This is a genomic window from Sediminibacterium sp. (genome assembly GCF_051860225.1).
GTDB lineage: Bacteria > Bacteroidota > Bacteroidia > Chitinophagales > Chitinophagaceae > Sediminibacterium.
The window spans coordinates 539,525-557,195 of record NZ_JBHYEI010000002.1; the positions used below are offsets into that span (position 1 = coordinate 539,525).

Below are 17,671 nucleotides of genomic sequence, written 5' to 3' on the forward strand. Positions count from 1 at the left end.
GTTTTATTTACGAAAATCAAGCGGCAACATATTAGAAAGTTTTTCGGACCATGCCCAATAGTCCATTGTAAGTATATCTTTACCTTGAAAGTAACTTCCATTGGCTAATACTGCTACTACTTTATTCGAATCTGGCATGACTAATCTAGCTGTGATTGGAGCACCTATTTGAACGCCCCTAGTTTCTCTAACATAAGCCGATGACATTTGTTTGTTCTTATACACTACCTGCAAATAGTCTTTGAATTGAATCCCTGCAGTGGTACTATCAATAGCAAATGCAATACTATCGCCAGGAATAGGAATATCTATTAAAACATCAATCTCTTGAGTAGGATGTTGTCCATTAATGGTAATACTTGTATTAGTGGTTTTCTGTTTGATCATTCTACGCAACTCAAATCCATCTTTTTGTAAACTATTTCTATAAATCGAGCGCATAAAATGCATTAATGATCCTTCAAATGTTTCATTTCGATTTAAGTTCCATCTAGTTTTCTGACGATTATTTCTAGGCTGCTTTTCTTTAAATAAAGGATATCCTTGGTAAAAAAATATTCGCGACTTATAATTATACTCAAAACTCAATAACTCATAACTTAAATCGAAGCCCAATGCATTGTTAACTATTTTTAAGGGTTCATCAGCAAATGCGCTTAGAATATTTTCTTTCTTATTATACCTAAATTTTACCGCATTTTTATTCAATAACTTACAGTCTAAGGCATTCGGTGTTTTTCCGATTAACATTTCCATGAAAAAGTCACCCCACTTATCCCAACCATTTTTATCATAATTGCCAACAATCACTTCTTGCAATTCTGTAGGTTTAAATGTTAAAGGAATGATTAAAAAATCAGGAATTTGATTTGAATTAATTTCTTTAACATAGGTTTCATATCCTAGTATAGTCACTACTAAATCATATCTGCCATTAGGCAAAGGATCAATGATAAAACTTCCATCTTCTTTTGAAATAGTTCCAACAGAAGTATTACTCAAAAAAACACTCGCGGAAGAAATAGGAACCTGTGATCCAGACACTACAACTTTACCTATTAATTTCTTTTGTGCTTCAGCTCCTAAAGTCAGTAAACTAAAGATGAAAATAAATAACCACTTCATAGGATTTATAGTTGAGATTATGTTCCAATATAAAAAATCAAAGTTGCGAATAAACCAGCTACGAAAGACATCAATAATGTCATTATAGACCATGACTGAAAAGTTTGTTTTTCAGTCAATCCTAGATACTGCTTTACTAGCCAAAAACCACTATCATTAACATGAGAAAAAATAGTAGCCCCTGCTGCGATAGCAGAAACCAATGCAGCCATTTGTATAGGAGAATACGTTCCAGTAACCAATAAAGGGGCCAATAAACTTGAAGCAGTAATCATTGCAACTGTTGCAGAACCTTGCAAAAGACGTATAATGGCTGCTGCTAAGAATGCAAATAAAACAATAGATACACCCGCATGTAAAAGCAATTCTGCCAATAATTTGCCAGCACCTGTATTCACTAGCACTTGTTTAAAAACACCACCTGCTCCTGTCACTAAAATTATGGCACCCGCAGGAGCCATAGATTGAATTGAAATTTTACTCAAATCACTAGCACTGTAACCTTTTTTAATCCCCAAAAAAATCCATGCGACAATATTCCCGATTACTAATGCAGAAAATGGATGACCCATTAGCGCAATAAATTGATTGACGGAATTACTTTTAATAGTCATTAGGCCTGCCTTGAAACTAGTATTCAAAAGAATTAAACCAATGGGTAAAAAGACCACTCCAATTGTTAACCAAAAGGAAGGCAAGTACTTAAGATTATTATGGTCTTCAACAGGAGAAGCTACCATTTGCACAGGGACATCTATATGAATTTTGCTTGCAACCATTTTCCCGAATAATACCCCACATAAAATAACTGTTGGAATACCAATTAAGATAGAAGTCAAAATCACCCAGCCCATTTCAGCACCAATAATTTCAGCAACTGCAATTGGACCTGGTGTAGGTGGAATAAAAGCATGTCCAAAAGCTAGACCAGCCAGCAATGGAATAGCATAAAGTAATAATGATTTGTTTGTATTTTTTTGTAATGCATAAACAATGGGAATTAATAAAATAAAAGCCACATCAAAAAAAACAGGAATAGAAATAATTAACCCAATAAAACCCATTGCAAGTGGAGACTTATTTTGTCCAGCTTTATTGAGCAAATAACGCGCAATAGCGTCTGCCCCACCAGACTTCTCTAATATCGCACCAAACATTGAACCCAAGCCTACAATAGTAGCAACAAAACCTAATGTTGAGCCCATGCCTTCTTGAATTGTTTCTACCATATTTTGTGCTGATAATCCTGCCAACATTCCACTAATAATGGAGGCAATTAACAATGCTATAAATGCCGGAAACTTAAAATAAAGCACCAATATTAGTAAACTAGCAATTCCAGCAAATACACTAAAGATTAGTAAGTAATTCATGCTTCGTGCCAATTAGTATGATAGAATGGGCCGTGGGGATCATTTTTTAATTGATAAGTATGTGCACCAAAAAAATCTCTTTGAGCTTGAATTAAAGATGCCCCCGATTCGGATTGTTTCAAACTAAATAAATATTGTGCGGAAGCACTAAAACAATCCATGGGCAATTCACTAATTAATGCCTCAGATAGTAGTTCCTTTAGAGAATCTATCGAAGAATTACACTGCTGTATGATCAGCGGATGTAAAAGCAGATTATTTGATTGAGCCATAAACTCTTTCAAATCTTCCATTAGTTTAGATCGAATGATGCAACCAGCAGTCCATACTTCTGCTAATTCAGACAAGTTGATATTCCAACCATTTTGTTTTGAAACAGTTGAAATCAAATGAAATCCTTGATGATGATTAATGATTCTACATAGTTGGTATGCTTCCATTACCGTATTTATATCTATCGGCTGCTTATGGATATTGGTTGGCATTTTATCCGCCACACGTTTACGCTCCTCCCACATTGAAGACATAAAACGAGCATATAAAGCAGCTGTTAGTGTAGGAATTGGAATGCCGAATTTTGAAGCCTCAATAGAAGTCCAACTACCAGTGCCTTTATTTCCTGCATTATCTAAAATCTGATCGACCAAATATTGTCCTTTCGATTTTTTCTGTAGAATTTGAATAGTTATTTCTAATAAATAACTGCTTTTGTCTGTATGAAGAAATGGTTTTAAAAGAAGTGCAATTAAATCATAGGTAAATCCACCATTCAGTTTTAAATACTGAAGCAACTCAGCCAATAATTGCATTTCAGCATATTCAATTCCATTGTGTACCATTTTAACAAAATGACCTGCTCCACCTTCTCCAATATATTTACAACAATTAACTCCTTTGCTATTGGTTGCAGCAATTTTCTCAAGAAATGGCTGTACTAACAAATATCCTTGAACTGAACCGCCAGGCATTATTGAAGGCCCTTTTAATGCACCCTCCTCGCCTCCGGACACCCCAGTACCAATAAAGTGAATGCCTAAATTGTTTAAATGAGCTAATCTTCGATCCGTATCGTTATAGTAAGCGTTTCCTCCATCAATTAAAACATCTCCCTTATCCAAAAGCGGTATAAGCTGATTAATCAAATCGTCAGTAGCTTCACCTGCATTAACCATTAACATGATTTTTCTAGGTAATGACAATGATTCAACAAATTCACTAAGGTCTTCAAATCCTTTAGCGCTTTTTAACTCAGGATATTCAGCAATAAATTTTTCGGCTACTTTTTCTTCTTTGTTTTTTACATATCGATTATACAATGAAAGATGAAAGCCTTTGTTGGCAAAGTTTCTACTTAGATTCTTTCCCATAACACCTAAACCAATTAATCCAAATTCTTGCATACTTAAAGTTATTGGTAGTTTGTCAATAATTTGCGCTACAATTTTTGATGGTGCTAAGGCTATATCAATTAACATAGCATCAGTAGGAATTTCTAAAATATTCAGTTGTGAGGTTAATAAATTTGCTTGCATGAAATGACCAACCCTTTTCTGCAAACGCTCACGCAATAAAGCTTCTGTACCGTGTAATAAAATAAAATGACATTTAGCAGAAGGTATGTTCGAAAGTATATCCCGATAAGTTTGCTTCAGCGCAGAGCAGGCAATAATAATTGAATTACCGTATGCTTTCTTTTCTGCAAATTCCCTAATATTCTTTAGCCAGGGTAAACGATCATCATCGCTTAAAGGAATCCCCGAAGCCATTTTTTCAATATTGTCACTAGGATGAAACTGATCTCCATCAAAAAAAGGATACCCAGTTTTTCCAGACAATAAAGTGCCAACGGTTGTTTTACCACAACCAGACACCCCCATGATATAAATAATTTTATTCAGCAAATTATAACCCAAACAATCCAGCATTTAAAAGCTGTAATGTTTTTGTTTTATAGTCTTGCGGCACCAATAGAGAAATATTGTGTGCACTGCCTCCATAACTCACCATTGTAACTGGCACTTCATTTAAAGCATCAAATAATTTCTGCAATACATGATCCGTTTTTGCAATTTCATTCCCTACAATAGACACAATTGTTTGACCCTTTTCTACATCCACTGTGCCAAATGGCTCAAGTTCTCTAACGATATCATCTAAAAATAAAGCTGAGTCAATGGTAACCGAAACAGCTACTTCAGAAGTAGTAATCATGTCAATAGAAGTTTTATACTTCTCAAATACTTCAAATACTTTTCTCAAGAAACCATAAGCTAAAAGCATCCTACTGCTTTTGATTTTTATTGCGATAATACCGTCTTTTGCAGCAACTGCCTTAACCCCAACGCTACCAGCTTCCTTAGTTATAACAGTTCCAGCAGCATCAGGTTGCATAGTGTTCAATAATTTAACAGGGACGTTCTCTTGTTGGGCTGGCCAAATACAGGTAGGATGTAAAATTTTAGCGCCAAAATAAGCCAACTCCGCTGCTTCATCAAAGCTTAATTGTTCTATCGCAATAGTTTTGCCAACGATTCGAGGATCGTTATTATGCATACCGTCTATATCTGTCCATATTTCACAAACTGTGGCATTGCATGCAGCCGCAATTAAAGAAGCCGTGTAATCACTTCCGCCGCGCTTTAAATTATCTACTTCGCCTCTGGCGTTTTTACAGATATACCCCTGCGTAACCAATATTTTTTTATCCGAATGTTTTCTTATCAAATCATTTAGCTTAATTCTAATGGCTCCCAATTGAGGCTCTTCATTTACATCAATACTCATGAATTCTAAAGCAGGCAACAATTCATGATCTACTCCTATTTCAGACAAATACACAGAAAACAATTTGGTGCTCATAAGTTCACCTTGAGCAAGAATATCTTTATTTAAGGCTTCACTAAAAGAAATACGCAGAATAATATGTAGAAACTCAAAATGCTCGGCAATAATTTGATTGGCTTTTTGTTGACTTTCTTCTTTATGTACTAATTCTTGAATAAACTGCTTGTAGTGTTCATGAAGTTTTTCAATCGCATTTTTTGCACCCTCTCTATTTCCTTGAGCAAGGAAATTACTGATTTCAACTAATGAATTGGTTGTTCCACTTAATGCGCTTAATACCACTATTTTATTCTCGGTATCACGGGTAATTAATTTAGCCACCTCATGCATACGCTCTGGTTTACCCACACTTGTACCGCCAAACTTCATAACTTTCATCATTGCATCTAATTTGCAGCAAATGTAACGCTAACAAGCACTATTGGCTTAATTTAATCCCAAATATTTCACCTGTTTTTTGTAAATCTTCTACAACAATTGATAACAACGGGATACCATTCTTTATCCTTTCATTTTCCATAATTCTTTCAGGATCACCTGGTATCAACACTTTTTCTTCACCCTGAATAGGTTGTGCATTCCTGAACCGATTAATCCAATGATCCATATGGCTTTTAAATTCATCAGCAGGTCTAAATGCATCTACCCGCATAGCACCCAAAAAATGTCCCAGTCCCTTACCAGGCATATTTTCTGGCATTGGGATATAAGCAGGAAAAGGAGGCGCCCATGGCCCATAAGCAGCTCCGCTTAATACTGCTGAAAATATGTCTACTATACTCCCTAAAGCATATCCTTTATGACTACCATGCTCTCTATCAGAACCCAATGGCAGTAATGACCCGTCTTTTTTAAGAATATTGGCATCATTACTTTCATTTCCAATATGGTCTTGAACCCATCCTTTTGGAGCATCTTGGCCTTTTCGCTGCAATATTTCTAGTTTGCCATTCGCGGCTGTAGTAGTGGCAAAATCAGCAACAAAAGGAGGCTGGTCTTGAGCTGGTATGGCTACAGCAATTGGATTAGTCCCTAACATTTTCTCTACTGAAAAAGTAGGTGCAACCAAGGCGCTTGCATTGGTCATTGCCATTCCTATCATATCTTTTTCTAAAGCCATCATTGCATGATATCCTGCAATACCAAAATGATTAGAATTTTGAACAGCCACCCAACCAGTTCCAACAGCGCTAGCTTTTTGCATCGCAATCTCCATAGCAAAAGGGGCTACTACTAAACCTAGACCTTGATCTCCATCTACTACTGCTGTTGAAGGAGTTTCATGAATAATTTTAATCGTTGGTTTCGAATTGATTCTTCCTGCTTTCCAAAGGCGAACATAACCACTCAAACGAGCGACACCATGGCTATCTATTCCACGCAAATCTGCGGACAGCAATACTTTTGTTGCTGTTTTTGCGTGTTCAAAAGAACAGCCCATACTAGTAAAAACGGCGTTAGTAAACGCATACAGTTGATCATATTGGAATATCTTTTCCATATATGCAATGTACGAAGCAATCATTCATCTGAAAACGGATATAAAAAATTATCCCTCAACCCATTCTTTAAAAGCAGTCACTTTTTCTCTACTCACTACTGCTTCATCACTATTATTACCAGCTGCTAATATGATTTTCAAACGACTATTAATATAGGTTTTGATTTCTCGAATAGACCGTGTACTACAGATGATTTTTCTGTTTATTCGAAAGAATTTTAAAGGATCAACCAACTGCTGTAATTTCTCTAAAGAATAATCAATTGGATATTTTATGCCTTCTAGATTAACGAGGTATACATTTTTTTCACTAACAAAAAAGTAAGCAATATCCTTTGTTTCTACAAAAAACATTCTGGTTCCCAAATGAATTAGAAATCGCTTTTTATAGTTCGCATCTCTAGATGAATAAAAGATTGGATTAGTTTTACCCGTAGCACCAAGATGTTGAAATTTGAAGCGCTCGTATTTTAATAAAACTTTACCTAAATTCAATTCAGTTAATGGCTTGATAAGGTAATCAATATAATTAGCTGAGATTGGCTGAGTAGGAATAAAACTTTGATTGGTTAAAAAGATTAAAGGGCTCTCCTTTGAATGTTCATTTAAAAGTTGAACCAAGTATTCATCGCCCAACGTTATATCAAAAAAAATATAATCTAGTCGAGAATGATTGATGAGAATTTTTTTCAGCTGTTCTTTATTTACAGCATAATGTACTGATAGGCTCCCAAGATTGTAATCATGTAACATTTTACATAATTTTTCGGCAATCGGATATTCCTTCTCGATGATCAGTATTTCCATAGGTTAAATAGGAACAGTCAAGAGAAAAAAAGGTTTTTAAAACAATATCGATTTTTATAATCAAAGGTTGTATTTACAGTTAATTAAGAAAAATCCGGAACAAATTGGATTTTGTTCCGGATTTAACAATAATATCAAGCTGGTAAATTATAGTAATATTTACGGTAATAACACCCTATTAATTAAATGAACTACCCCATTTGTTGCAACAATATTTATACCCCCATTTAAAACGATATTGGACGGTGGATTAGCACTTGTGGTAATCTTTACCGAAGGAGGCGTTAATCCAATTGTTAGAGTCCCCCCTTGTAAAGTTGTGGCAGTAGCCCCATTGATTAAATCACTTGCAAAAACATTTGTACCTAAAACATGGTAGCTAACAACAGTGGTAATTAAACTGGTGGAAGCTGCGTTGATGTCAGCAGTTGAATTAAACCCAGCTGCATTAAAAGCCGAATTAGTTGGTGCAAAAACAGTTAGCTTACCTTCAGCACCAATTGCATTCAGCAATCCAGCCTTTGAAACAGCTGCTACTAAAAGGCTTAAATTAGGATTTTCTGCAGCAATTTGCTGAATCGTTTGGGTAGGTGGAATGAGCACGTTCTCTATCACGTGAACAACTCCATTACTTGCGTTAATATCTGCCGATTTAACTTTAATCCCATTTACAAATACACCATTTGCATTTCGTGATGCAAATAATTTTTTACCCTGAAGGGTAACAACTCCATCACTAACGGGTACATCAGCAGATCCTACTTTTACAGTCAAAACATGGTAAGTAAGTATGTCTGCCACTTGAGCGGCTGTTAAAGTTTGTAGAGTACTTGCGGTGATTCCAGCTGCGGCAAAAGCTGCATCATCAGGAGCAAATACTGTAAGTGATCCACTAGACAAAGCACTTCCAATTCCTGCTTTTTCAACCGCAGCTTTGAGGGTAGTAAAACTAGCATTGTTATTTACAATGTCTGCAATAGTTGCAGGTGCAGGTGTAGCATCTTTCTTACAACCAGTTCCTACAAAAAGAACTAAACCTAATCCCACTAAAATTTTCGGTAAAATTTGTTTAATTTTCATGTCCTAAAGTTTAAACATAAGAACATGATAATCTATTAATCGTTGCCCAATATTTACCGAATTGTTATAAATAATAGCTGAATTGTTGATATAGAGAATCCGAATCAAAAAAAGGTATTGCAATTGCAATACCTTTTTCAATAAATAGGGCCTATCAATTAAAAAGGCAAATCATCAAACGGCTCTGTAATGTCATTGGAATTAGAAGAGCTACTGGTATTAACTGCTGGTGCAGGTTGATATCCCCCCCCGGAAGCATATCCACCAGAAGATGGGGCAGTGTCATTGTTTCTGCTTCCCAATAGCTGAACACTGCTTACTCTTAAGGAAAGGGTTGCTCCGTTTGTTCCCTCTTTAGTGGTATAGGTTCTTACATCAGGTTGACCTTCAACATATACTTGTGTTCCCTTTTTTAAATAAGGAGCAATGCCTGTTCGCTCTGTCCAGTAGGCACAATCAACCCAAGTTGTTTTATCTTTCTGATTTCCTTGAGCATCTTTATAACGCTCAGTATGCGCAACCGTAAAGTTGATTACATTTTTTCCATTCACATTATTCAAAATGGCATCTTTACCCAGATTGCCAATTGCTGTCAGTTTAATCATAATTGTTTTTTTGTCAATTTCTAAAAATTGAAATTAAGAAAAATGCGTATTAACCGCGGATCCTTTTTGTTTTTAACGGTTAATATCGTATTCCGAAACCCATTTTTGGGATTGATGTTCTACTTTTGCATAAAAATTCAAATAAAATGAGCCGTAAAGGAAAAGTGCTAGTGGCAATGAGTGGAGGTATTGACAGTACTGTTACGGCATTAATGCTGCACCATGAAGGGTATGAAGTGATTGGCATTACCATGAAAACTTGGGATTATGCTAGTAGCGGATCTAGTACAAAAGAAACTGGATGTTGTAATATTGATTCATTTAATGATGCCAGACAGGCAGCAGTTCACCATGGGTTTCCACATTTTATTTTAGATATTAGGGATGAATTTGGAGATTTTGTAATAGAAAATTTTGTTGAAGAATATCTAGCAGGCAGAACGCCTAATCCCTGTGTAATGTGCAATACACATATAAAATGGAAGGCATTACTCAAAAGGGCGAATGCTTTGGGTTGTGACTATATTGCAACAGGCCATTATGCAGAAATAAGACAGCATACCAATGGTAGATATGTAATTAGCAAGGGCTTAGACGATACCAAAGATCAAAGCTATGTTCTTTGGGGATTAGATCAAGAACTGCTTAGTAGAACGATGATGCCTCTTGGAGGTTATCATAAATCAGCAATTAGACAGATGGCAATGGATATGGGATACCCAGAACTAGCCAAGAAAAGTGAGAGTTACGAGATTTGTTTTGTTCCAGACAACGATTATAGAGGTTTTTTAAAAAGAAGAGTGGACGGATTAGAAGAACAAGTTGCTGGTGGATGGTTTATAGATAAAACGGGCAAAAAACTAGGACAACACAAAGGCTATCCTTTTTATACTATTGGGCAACGTAAAGGTTTAGACATAGCCATGGGACATCCAGTTTATGTAACTTCTATCAACCCCGACACCAATACAGTAGTGCTAGGAGATGAATCTGACCTTGAGCAAAACGACATGATGGTAGGGAAATTAAATTGGATGAAATATGATGGAATTTCCGATGGTATGGAAGCCATAACCCGAATTCGTTATAAAGACAAAGGAGCACTTAGTAATTTATACAATGAACCAAATGGAATTATTCGAGCTCGCTTTTATGAGAACGTTAAAAGTATAGCCCCCGGCCAAAGTGCTGTTTTCTACGAAGGCAATGATGTAATTGGCGGTGGTATTATACAAAGAGGCGAATTGATATTAAATAGTTAATCCATTTTCTTAAATAAAGCAGCATACATGGTATCTGCTTTCATATCATATCCTTTTATTGAGATTTGCTCCACTAGTTTTACAAAAGGGAACTTATTTTCAAAAAATGGAATTATTGCTTCATTTTCTGCTTCAAAAACAGAGCAAGTAATGTATAAGAAATACCCATTATTACGAAGTTTAGGTAAAGCATTTTGCACGATATGTTGTTGCAGTTGTTGAAAAACAACAATTTCATGTTCACTGAATTGTGTCAACTGTTCCGGTGTTCTACCCCAAGTACCACTACCTGAGCAAGGCGCATCACAAATAATCAAATCAAACTGCATTCCTGCTAATTCAGGAGCAGTGATTGGCATACTTAAGTCCACAACTAATGATTGGTATTTTCTAATGCCTGCCCTTTCAAATCGTTGAGCCAAATTTTGTATTATACTTTTTCGAATATCAGATACAGTCAGTTCCATATTACCTAAAAAGTCTCTTGCTAAAATAGACTTCCCCCCACTAGCAGCACAACAATCCCAAACATCCACCGAAGCATCTTTGCCTTTACGAAGTTGCTTGGCAGCTTCCATTATGCTTGCCGTTTGTTGAGAACTATAATCTTGAATAACAAAATCTTTATCTAATTCTGCTATACCTTCCAATTTTGTACCATTAGGCAAAGCAAGGCATGATTCAGTAATTGATTTATACGCAATTCCATTACTAGTAAACGCTTTTATTACATTAGGCAATCTACCAGGTCTAACTCTAATAAATAAGTCTGGTTGAATTAAATGTGACTGACTGAACTTTTCAACTTCAATAGTCTTGCTCAAGCAAGAAACAAAGGGAAATATTTGAGTTGGATTAAAATAGGCAATATGATTTTTTACATATTCAATTCGCTCAGTTAATGATACACTCCAATTCGTTAACCAAGGTTGATCAAATAAATCTGCCCAAACTCCTGGCTCGTTATTGCAGAGATACAAAGCAGCTTTTAAAGCTAGCTCCAAATCAATCCCTACCATTGAATTACCTGTTCTAAAGTAACTGTAACAAATTTGTGAGATATACCGTCTATCTTTTGAACCAAACTTTTTATTTGCAGCAAAATGCATTTTTAAAAACCCAGCAAAAGGCATATCCCCACTATATGCAGTAATGATTGCAGCAGCAGAACGTAAATAATTTTCAGCGTACTTCACTATAGTTCTAATAATGCTTTCACTGGATCTTTTCCCATTAATAATAATGCGGGATTTTCCAAAAGATCCTTTACTCGAACTAAAAAGCTCACACTCTCTCTACCATCAATAATGCGGTGATCATAGCTAAGAGCCAAGTACATCATTGGTCTAACAACAACTTGACCATTAATTGCCATTGGACGTTCCTGTATTTTATGCATTCCTAAAATAGCACTTTGTGGAATATTGATAATGGGCGTACTCATCAAACTGCCGAAAACGCCCCCATTAGTAATAGTAAATGTACCCCCTTGCAATTCTTCTGCAGTTAATTTACTATCCCTAGCTTTACCTGCTAATTCTACTACTTTCTTTTCAATATCAGCCATACTAAGGCTCTCCACATTACGCATAACTGGCACCGTTAAACCTCTTGGTGTACTAACAGCGATGCTTATGTCTGCATAATCATGATAAATAATCTGATCTCCATCAATGTAGGCATTTACAGAAGGCCATTCACCCAATGCAATTGCACAAGCTTTAGCAAAGAAGCTCATAAAGCCTAAATTAACCCCATGCCCCTCTTTAAATTTATCTTTATATTGTTTTCTTATTTCCATTATCTGCGTCATATCCACTTCGTTAAAAGTGGTGAGCATAGCTGTAGTGTTTTTAGATTCTACTAATCTTCTACTGATGGTTCTACGAAGCGCACTCATTTTTTCTTGACGCACATTTCTACTAAATAAAGCTCCATCAGGGGCAAAAGATTTTTTACCTGGATTATTTAAAGCATCTAATACATCTTGTTTCATGATTTTACCACCCATTCCAGAAGGGGTAATCGATTTGGTGTCTACCTTCTTGTCTGCAATAATAGCAGAAGCCACTGGACTTGCTTTAATATCATTCGAAACTGCAGTTACTGCTGCTTGATTAATAGGAGTAACTGGAGCAGCAACAGCTGGAGCAGATGGGGCAGCAATTCCTTCAGGCTTTGAAGCTGTTTCATCAATTTTAGCCAACACATCTCCGATATTGAGGGTATCCCCTTCTTTACCAATTGTTGTAAGAATGCCTGCTTTTTCTGCATTCACTTCAAAAGTGGCTTTTTCACTTTCCAATTCTGCAATCACTTCATCACGTTCTACCCATTCTCCATCTTTTTTAGTCCATTTCAAAAGGGTCACTTCATTGATTGATTCTCCAACCGTAGGTACTTTTATCTCGATCATAACGATGTATTAATAAGGTATGTAGTTAATTAAATATTAAAAGCGGTTTCGATGATTTCAGCTTGTTCTTGTGCGTGCACTTTTGCATAGCCAGTGGCAGTAGCAGCACTTGCATTACGACTAATTACACCAAAATTGATGGTCTTCAAATTAGCTTGCAAAAAGCTTGCAGCACCCATATTCAAAGGCTCTTCTTGAACCCAGAACCAAGTTGCTTTATGATATTTCTTGTAAAGTAAATCTAACTGTTGGTAAGGTAAAGGATAAATTTGTTCTAATCTTACGATTGCAATATCTGTTCTGTTCTCTTTTGCTTGTTTATCTGCCAATTCAAAAAATAGTTTTCCAGAACAGAACAGTACTTTTTTAACGGCAGTTGCATCTGTAACAAATGAATCATCAATCAATTCTTTAAATCCACCTGAAATAAAATCATTTTTAGTACTATAAGTACCTGGATTTCTCAAATTTGCCTTGGGTGAAAAATTAATTAACGGCTTTCTATAATTCCAACTTACCTGTCTTCTGAATACATGGAACAGATTGGCTGCTGTTGTAATATTTGTGATAACCATATTCAACTCTGCACACATTTGAAGGAATCGCTCCATTCTAGCACTACTATGTTCTGGACCTTGCCCTTCATAACCATGAGGCAATAACATTACTAACCCATTTTGACGTTGCCATTTTTGTTCCCCAGCAGCAATAAATTGATCAATCATGGTTTGTGCACCATTACAGAAATCACCAAACTGTGCTTCCCAAATAACTAAAGCATTAGGGTTTGCCATTGCATAACCATATTCAAATCCTAGCACTCCGTATTCACTCAGTAATGAATTATAAATTCTAAACTGTTGTTGATCTGCTTGGAAATGGTTCAAACGATTATATTCTTGATTGGTTTCTTCATCTCTAATAACCGCATGCCTATGACTAAAAGTTCCGCGCTTTACGTCTTGCCCACTCATTCTTACAATATTTCCTTCCGTTAAAATAGAACCATACGCCATTAACTCAGCAGTTGCCCAATCTACCTTCCCTTCTGTTTCAAATAATTTTATTTTATCCTGAATTAATTTTTCAATTTTCTTCAATGGCTTTAAATCTGATGGCCACTTCATTAATCCATTGAATAATAAATTAAACTTTGATTCATCAATTGCTGTTGATGGAGAACTTTCAAAATCTTCTGGTTTTGCTTTCACAAAAGACTTCCAAATTAATTCAGGGGGCTGATATTTATAGGGGAGCGGGTTTTGTTTTACTTCATCTAATCGCTCCTGTAAATCTGACCAGAATTTCTTTTCCATTTCCTTTGCTAAATTCTGGGCATCATCTGTTCCATTTTGGATAAGGAATTGTGTATAAATCTCTCTTGGATTTTGGTGCTTATCAATTAAAGCATACAATTGTGGTTGTGTATATTTCGGATCATCTCCTTCATTATGGCCATGCTTTCGATAGCATACCATATCAATGAAGATATCAGAATGAAATTGATCTCTATATCTTGTTGCAATTTCAGCGCACTTAACAACTGCTTCAGCATCATCCCCATTAACATGTAATACAGGTGCTTGAACCATTGCCGCAACAGATGTAGAATAATCTGCACTTCTAGCATCATCAAAATCAGTTGTAAAGCCAATCTGGTTATTAATAACAAAATGAATTGTTCCACCAGTATAATATCCACGAAGCTTACTCATTTGTAATACCTCATATACAATACCTTGTCCAGCAACTGAAGAATCCCCATGGATTAAAATAGGTAGAATATTTTCAAAATGACTTTCAGAAATTAAATCTGCTTTTGCTCTGGCAAATCCAACGACAACAGGATCCACTGCCTCCAAGTGGGAAGGATTGGGCATTAACTTCAAATGAATAGTTTGATCATCCATTGTTTTTACCTCACTACCATACCCCATATGGTACTTAACATCTCCACTACCCATCGTTTGATCAATAGTTGCCGTTCCTTCAAATTCACTAAAAATTTGTTCGTAGGTTTTGCCCATGATATTGGCTAAAACATTCAATCTTCCTCTGTGGGCCATTCCAATGACTACTTCTTGTACTCCATGATTTGCAGCAGTATTTATAATAGCATCTAAAGCTGCAATGGTAGTTTCACCTCCTTCAAGAGAAAACCTTTTTTGTCCTATATATTTTGTGTGTAAGAACTTTTCGAACATCACCCCCTGATTAAGCTTTTCAAGGATGCGTTTTTTCTTATTGATTGATAGTGGTTCAGAAAATTTTTGTTCCATTTCAGCGGTCAAAAAATCTACTTTCTTTTGATCGCTGATATACTTAAACTCAATACCCACATGGTTAGCATAGGTATTTTGTAAATGATTAAGGATATTTTTTAATGTGGTAGCACCTAGGCCAACCAAATTACCGGCTTGATAAACTGTGTTTAAATCAGCATCCGATAAACCAAAAAAAGACAGATCCAAATTGGCTCCGCGATCTTTTCTGGTTCTAATTGGATTGGTTTTAGCAATTAAATGCCCCTTATTCCTATAACCAAGTATAAGCCTGTACACTTTAATTTCTTTCATCCAATCTACTGAAGCGGCAGAGCTTCCTTCTGTTGAAGCCTGACTGGCAGTATAATTACCTGCAACAGCAAAGTCAAAACCTTCAAAAAACTTCCTCAAATCGGGGTCTACGCTCTCTGGATTAGATAAAAAGTCTTGATAAAGACCCTCTATAAACGCTGGATGTGAATTGGTGATGTACGAAAAATCCTTCATTTGGCTTATTTATGCAGCTTTTCAATCAAAATTGTTGGCAAATATCGGTCATTGAAGGCAGAAAATAAACCAAAAATTAAGCCAAATCATACTATTTTATACACAGCAGTTGAATGCCTCAATAATAAGATTTTTGACTTTTTTTAATTTAAATTTCTAAAATTGCTACAAAGCCATTACCTTTGCCGTCCTGAAAAAAATAGAAAATGGCAAATCACTCAGCTACAAAGAAAGACGTCAGACAAGCATCTAAGCGCCGTGACCGTAACCGTTACTATGGTAAAACTACCCGTAACGCTATCCGTGACCTAAAAACGAACGCAGAGAAAAAAGGATACGAAGAAAAACTTCCTGATGTTATTTCAATGATCGACAAATTGGCAAAGCGTGGCATTATCCACAAAAACAAAGCGGCTAATTTGAAAAGCAAATTAGTGAAGAAAGCGGCTGCGTTAGCATAACTGCTTAATCCCTCAAAATATTTAAAGCCAATTGTTATCAATTGGCTTTTTTTTATCCTTTTACAGGAAGTTGTAATAAAATTAAGTTCTTATCATTGTCTAGCGCTTGATAACTTAACCGCCCTTTATGGATCTGAACAATCCTATTAACAATTGGAAGTCCTAGCCCAAATCCTTTCTTTTTTTGAACATTGCTTCCCCGGAAAAAGGGGAAAAAGATTTTTTCTCGATCTTCTACGCCAATTTGTTCTCCTCTATTTTCAAATTTGATTACAATTTCTTGCTTATTGGTGTTTAAGGTAATTATTATTGTTTTGTCATCCGAATACAAATAAGCGTTCTTAAGAAGATTAATAAATGCAGCTTTTAATAAAGATTCATTCCCCTTTACCAATAATTCTGCATCATCTAATGGCATTGTATCAAAAGTAATTGCAGTTTTAACATCAGGAAAATTTCTATTAAAATATGCAACCGTATCAAAAAGCAATTCATCAATTCTTAAATAAGGCCATTCATCCATGAACTCGATCTGTTCATTTTGCGAAATCAATAACAAAGAATTGGTTAATTCAATTAAATGCTGTTGATCTTCTTTTAAAGACATCAACACTTTTTTATATCCCGCTGCATCGTAATTGCTGTTCAAAGCAGCTTCCGTTTGAGAAAGCATAACAGCTAGCGGAGTTCTTAATTCATGGGAAGTCTGATGGACATAACTTTTTCGAAACTCAAAAGCATTCTTAAGTCGCTCTAACATTGCATTAAAATTTTGTGCAATGGCGTTAATTTCATCTTTTGCAGGCTTCACAGTAATTCGCTCAGATAAGTTTAACTCATTGGTACGCTTCATTTGATTACTCAACTCTACAATTGGTTTTATCGCCTGGCCAACAAATAGAAAAGACATTACTGCAGTTAATAATAATGAAGCCCCAAAAACCCCCGCTAAAATAAACCGCATAGTCTTCAGTTTTTTCAGGCCGATTTGATCATAAGCTGCAGTAATTAAGAATTGTTTTTCATTGGGCTTATAGGATATCACAATTTGATGATCATTCTTATCAGTCAGACGAATAATTCCAGCTTTTCTAACTTGACTGTAATTAATTACAGGCAAATCAACTGATGAATTTTCCCCTAGACTGAAAATTAATGACCCACTGGAATCTAATAAAACCAATCGCTCTCGAACCAATGCAATTCTATGAATACGCAAAATATCATCTTGCTTTACAACTGAAGACTTTGATTGTAAATTGACATAAATACCATACAAGTCATTCCCCTCAGATTGGATCCTGTTATAATAATCATCCTCCCGATATGTTGCATACAAGAAATAGATGCTAGCGCAAGCAATAATCAGAATGGCAGCCACAAAGCTGGTAAAAAGTAGTGCAAATCGAAGTTTTAAATTCATGCA

General features: G+C 35.7%; 14 protein-coding genes. 2 read left to right on the plus strand and 12 right to left on the minus strand.

The annotated features are described in order from the left end of the window. Positions 1–3 precede the first annotated feature (3 nt). The 8 genes from ACTIEI_RS09280 to ACTIEI_RS09315 form a co-directional block, all read right to left on the minus strand. Positions 4–1,125 (minus strand): carboxypeptidase-like regulatory domain-containing protein, encoded by a 1,122-nt coding sequence (locus ACTIEI_RS09280; RefSeq protein ID WP_439506009.1) that lies wholly within the window; start codon positions 1,123–1,125, stop codon positions 4–6. A gap of 17 nt (positions 1,126–1,142) precedes the next feature. Then, the gene (locus ACTIEI_RS09285; protein ID WP_439506010.1) at positions 1,143–2,498 is read right to left on the minus strand and encodes a GntP family permease; all 1,356 of its coding nucleotides are present in this window, start codon (positions 2,496–2,498) and stop codon (positions 1,143–1,145) included. Beyond that, positions 2,495–4,423 (minus strand): NADP-dependent phosphogluconate dehydrogenase, encoded by a 1,929-nt coding sequence (gene gndA, locus ACTIEI_RS09290; protein WP_439506011.1) that lies wholly within the window; start codon positions 4,421–4,423, stop codon positions 2,495–2,497. The genes ACTIEI_RS09285 and gndA overlap by 4 nt, the downstream gene beginning before the upstream one ends. Next, positions 4,401–5,723 (minus strand): aspartate kinase, encoded by a 1,323-nt coding sequence (locus tag ACTIEI_RS09295; protein ID WP_439506012.1) that lies wholly within the window; start codon positions 5,721–5,723, stop codon positions 4,401–4,403. Before ACTIEI_RS09295 ends, gndA begins: the two co-directional genes overlap by 23 nt. Before the next feature lie 37 nt (positions 5,724–5,760). Continuing rightward, the gene (locus ACTIEI_RS09300) at positions 5,761–6,843 is read right to left on the minus strand and encodes an Ldh family oxidoreductase (RefSeq protein WP_439506013.1); all 1,083 of its coding nucleotides are present in this window, start codon (positions 6,841–6,843) and stop codon (positions 5,761–5,763) included. Between the two features lie 48 nt (positions 6,844–6,891). Then, the gene (locus tag ACTIEI_RS09305; RefSeq protein ID WP_439506014.1) at positions 6,892–7,650 is read right to left on the minus strand and encodes a LytR/AlgR family response regulator transcription factor; all 759 of its coding nucleotides are present in this window, start codon (positions 7,648–7,650) and stop codon (positions 6,892–6,894) included. A 159-nt stretch (positions 7,651–7,809) separates the two neighbouring features. Continuing rightward, complete coding sequence (locus ACTIEI_RS09310; RefSeq protein WP_439506015.1) at positions 7,810–8,730, minus strand: fasciclin domain-containing protein; 921 nt, start codon at positions 8,728–8,730, stop codon at positions 7,810–7,812. Between the two features lie 158 nt (positions 8,731–8,888). After that, complete coding sequence (locus tag ACTIEI_RS09315) at positions 8,889–9,335, minus strand: single-stranded DNA-binding protein (RefSeq protein ID WP_439506016.1); 447 nt, start codon at positions 9,333–9,335, stop codon at positions 8,889–8,891. 146 nt (positions 9,336–9,481) lie between these two features. Between ACTIEI_RS09315 and mnmA the strand changes: the two genes are divergently transcribed. Further along, on the plus strand, positions 9,482–10,597 hold the full coding sequence (gene mnmA, locus ACTIEI_RS09320; protein ID WP_439506017.1) for a tRNA 2-thiouridine(34) synthase MnmA: 1,116 nt from the start codon (positions 9,482–9,484) through the stop codon (positions 10,595–10,597). Here the strand turns inward: mnmA and ACTIEI_RS09325 are convergent. Genes ACTIEI_RS09325 through ACTIEI_RS09335 form a run of 3 tightly spaced genes read right to left on the minus strand, consistent with a single transcriptional unit; the run spans position 10,594 to position 15,784 of the window. Continuing rightward, entirely contained in the window at positions 10,594–11,793 is a 1,200-nt protein-coding gene (locus tag ACTIEI_RS09325; protein ID WP_439506018.1) for an Fmu (Sun) domain-containing protein, read from the minus strand. The two genes, mnmA and ACTIEI_RS09325, sit on opposite strands and share 4 nt — an antisense overlap. Continuing rightward, on the minus strand, positions 11,793–13,013 hold the full coding sequence (gene odhB / locus ACTIEI_RS09330) for a 2-oxoglutarate dehydrogenase complex dihydrolipoyllysine-residue succinyltransferase (protein ID WP_439506019.1): 1,221 nt from the start codon (positions 13,011–13,013) through the stop codon (positions 11,793–11,795). The genes ACTIEI_RS09325 and odhB overlap by 1 nt, the downstream gene beginning before the upstream one ends. 29 nt (positions 13,014–13,042) lie before the next feature. Then, the gene (locus ACTIEI_RS09335; RefSeq protein ID WP_439506020.1) at positions 13,043–15,784 is read right to left on the minus strand and encodes a 2-oxoglutarate dehydrogenase E1 component; all 2,742 of its coding nucleotides are present in this window, start codon (positions 15,782–15,784) and stop codon (positions 13,043–13,045) included. A 206-nt stretch (positions 15,785–15,990) separates the two neighbouring features. Here ACTIEI_RS09335 and rpsT point away from each other — a divergent pair, with 206 nt between their 5' ends. After that, on the plus strand, positions 15,991–16,245 hold the full coding sequence (rpsT, locus tag ACTIEI_RS09340; protein WP_439506021.1) for a 30S ribosomal protein S20: 255 nt from the start codon (positions 15,991–15,993) through the stop codon (positions 16,243–16,245). A 52-nt stretch (positions 16,246–16,297) separates the two neighbouring features. Here the strand turns inward: rpsT and ACTIEI_RS09345 are convergent, their stop codons facing one another. Continuing rightward, positions 16,298–17,668 (minus strand): ATP-binding protein, encoded by a 1,371-nt coding sequence (locus ACTIEI_RS09345; protein WP_439506022.1) that lies wholly within the window; start codon positions 17,666–17,668, stop codon positions 16,298–16,300. Positions 17,669–17,671 lie beyond the last annotated feature (3 nt).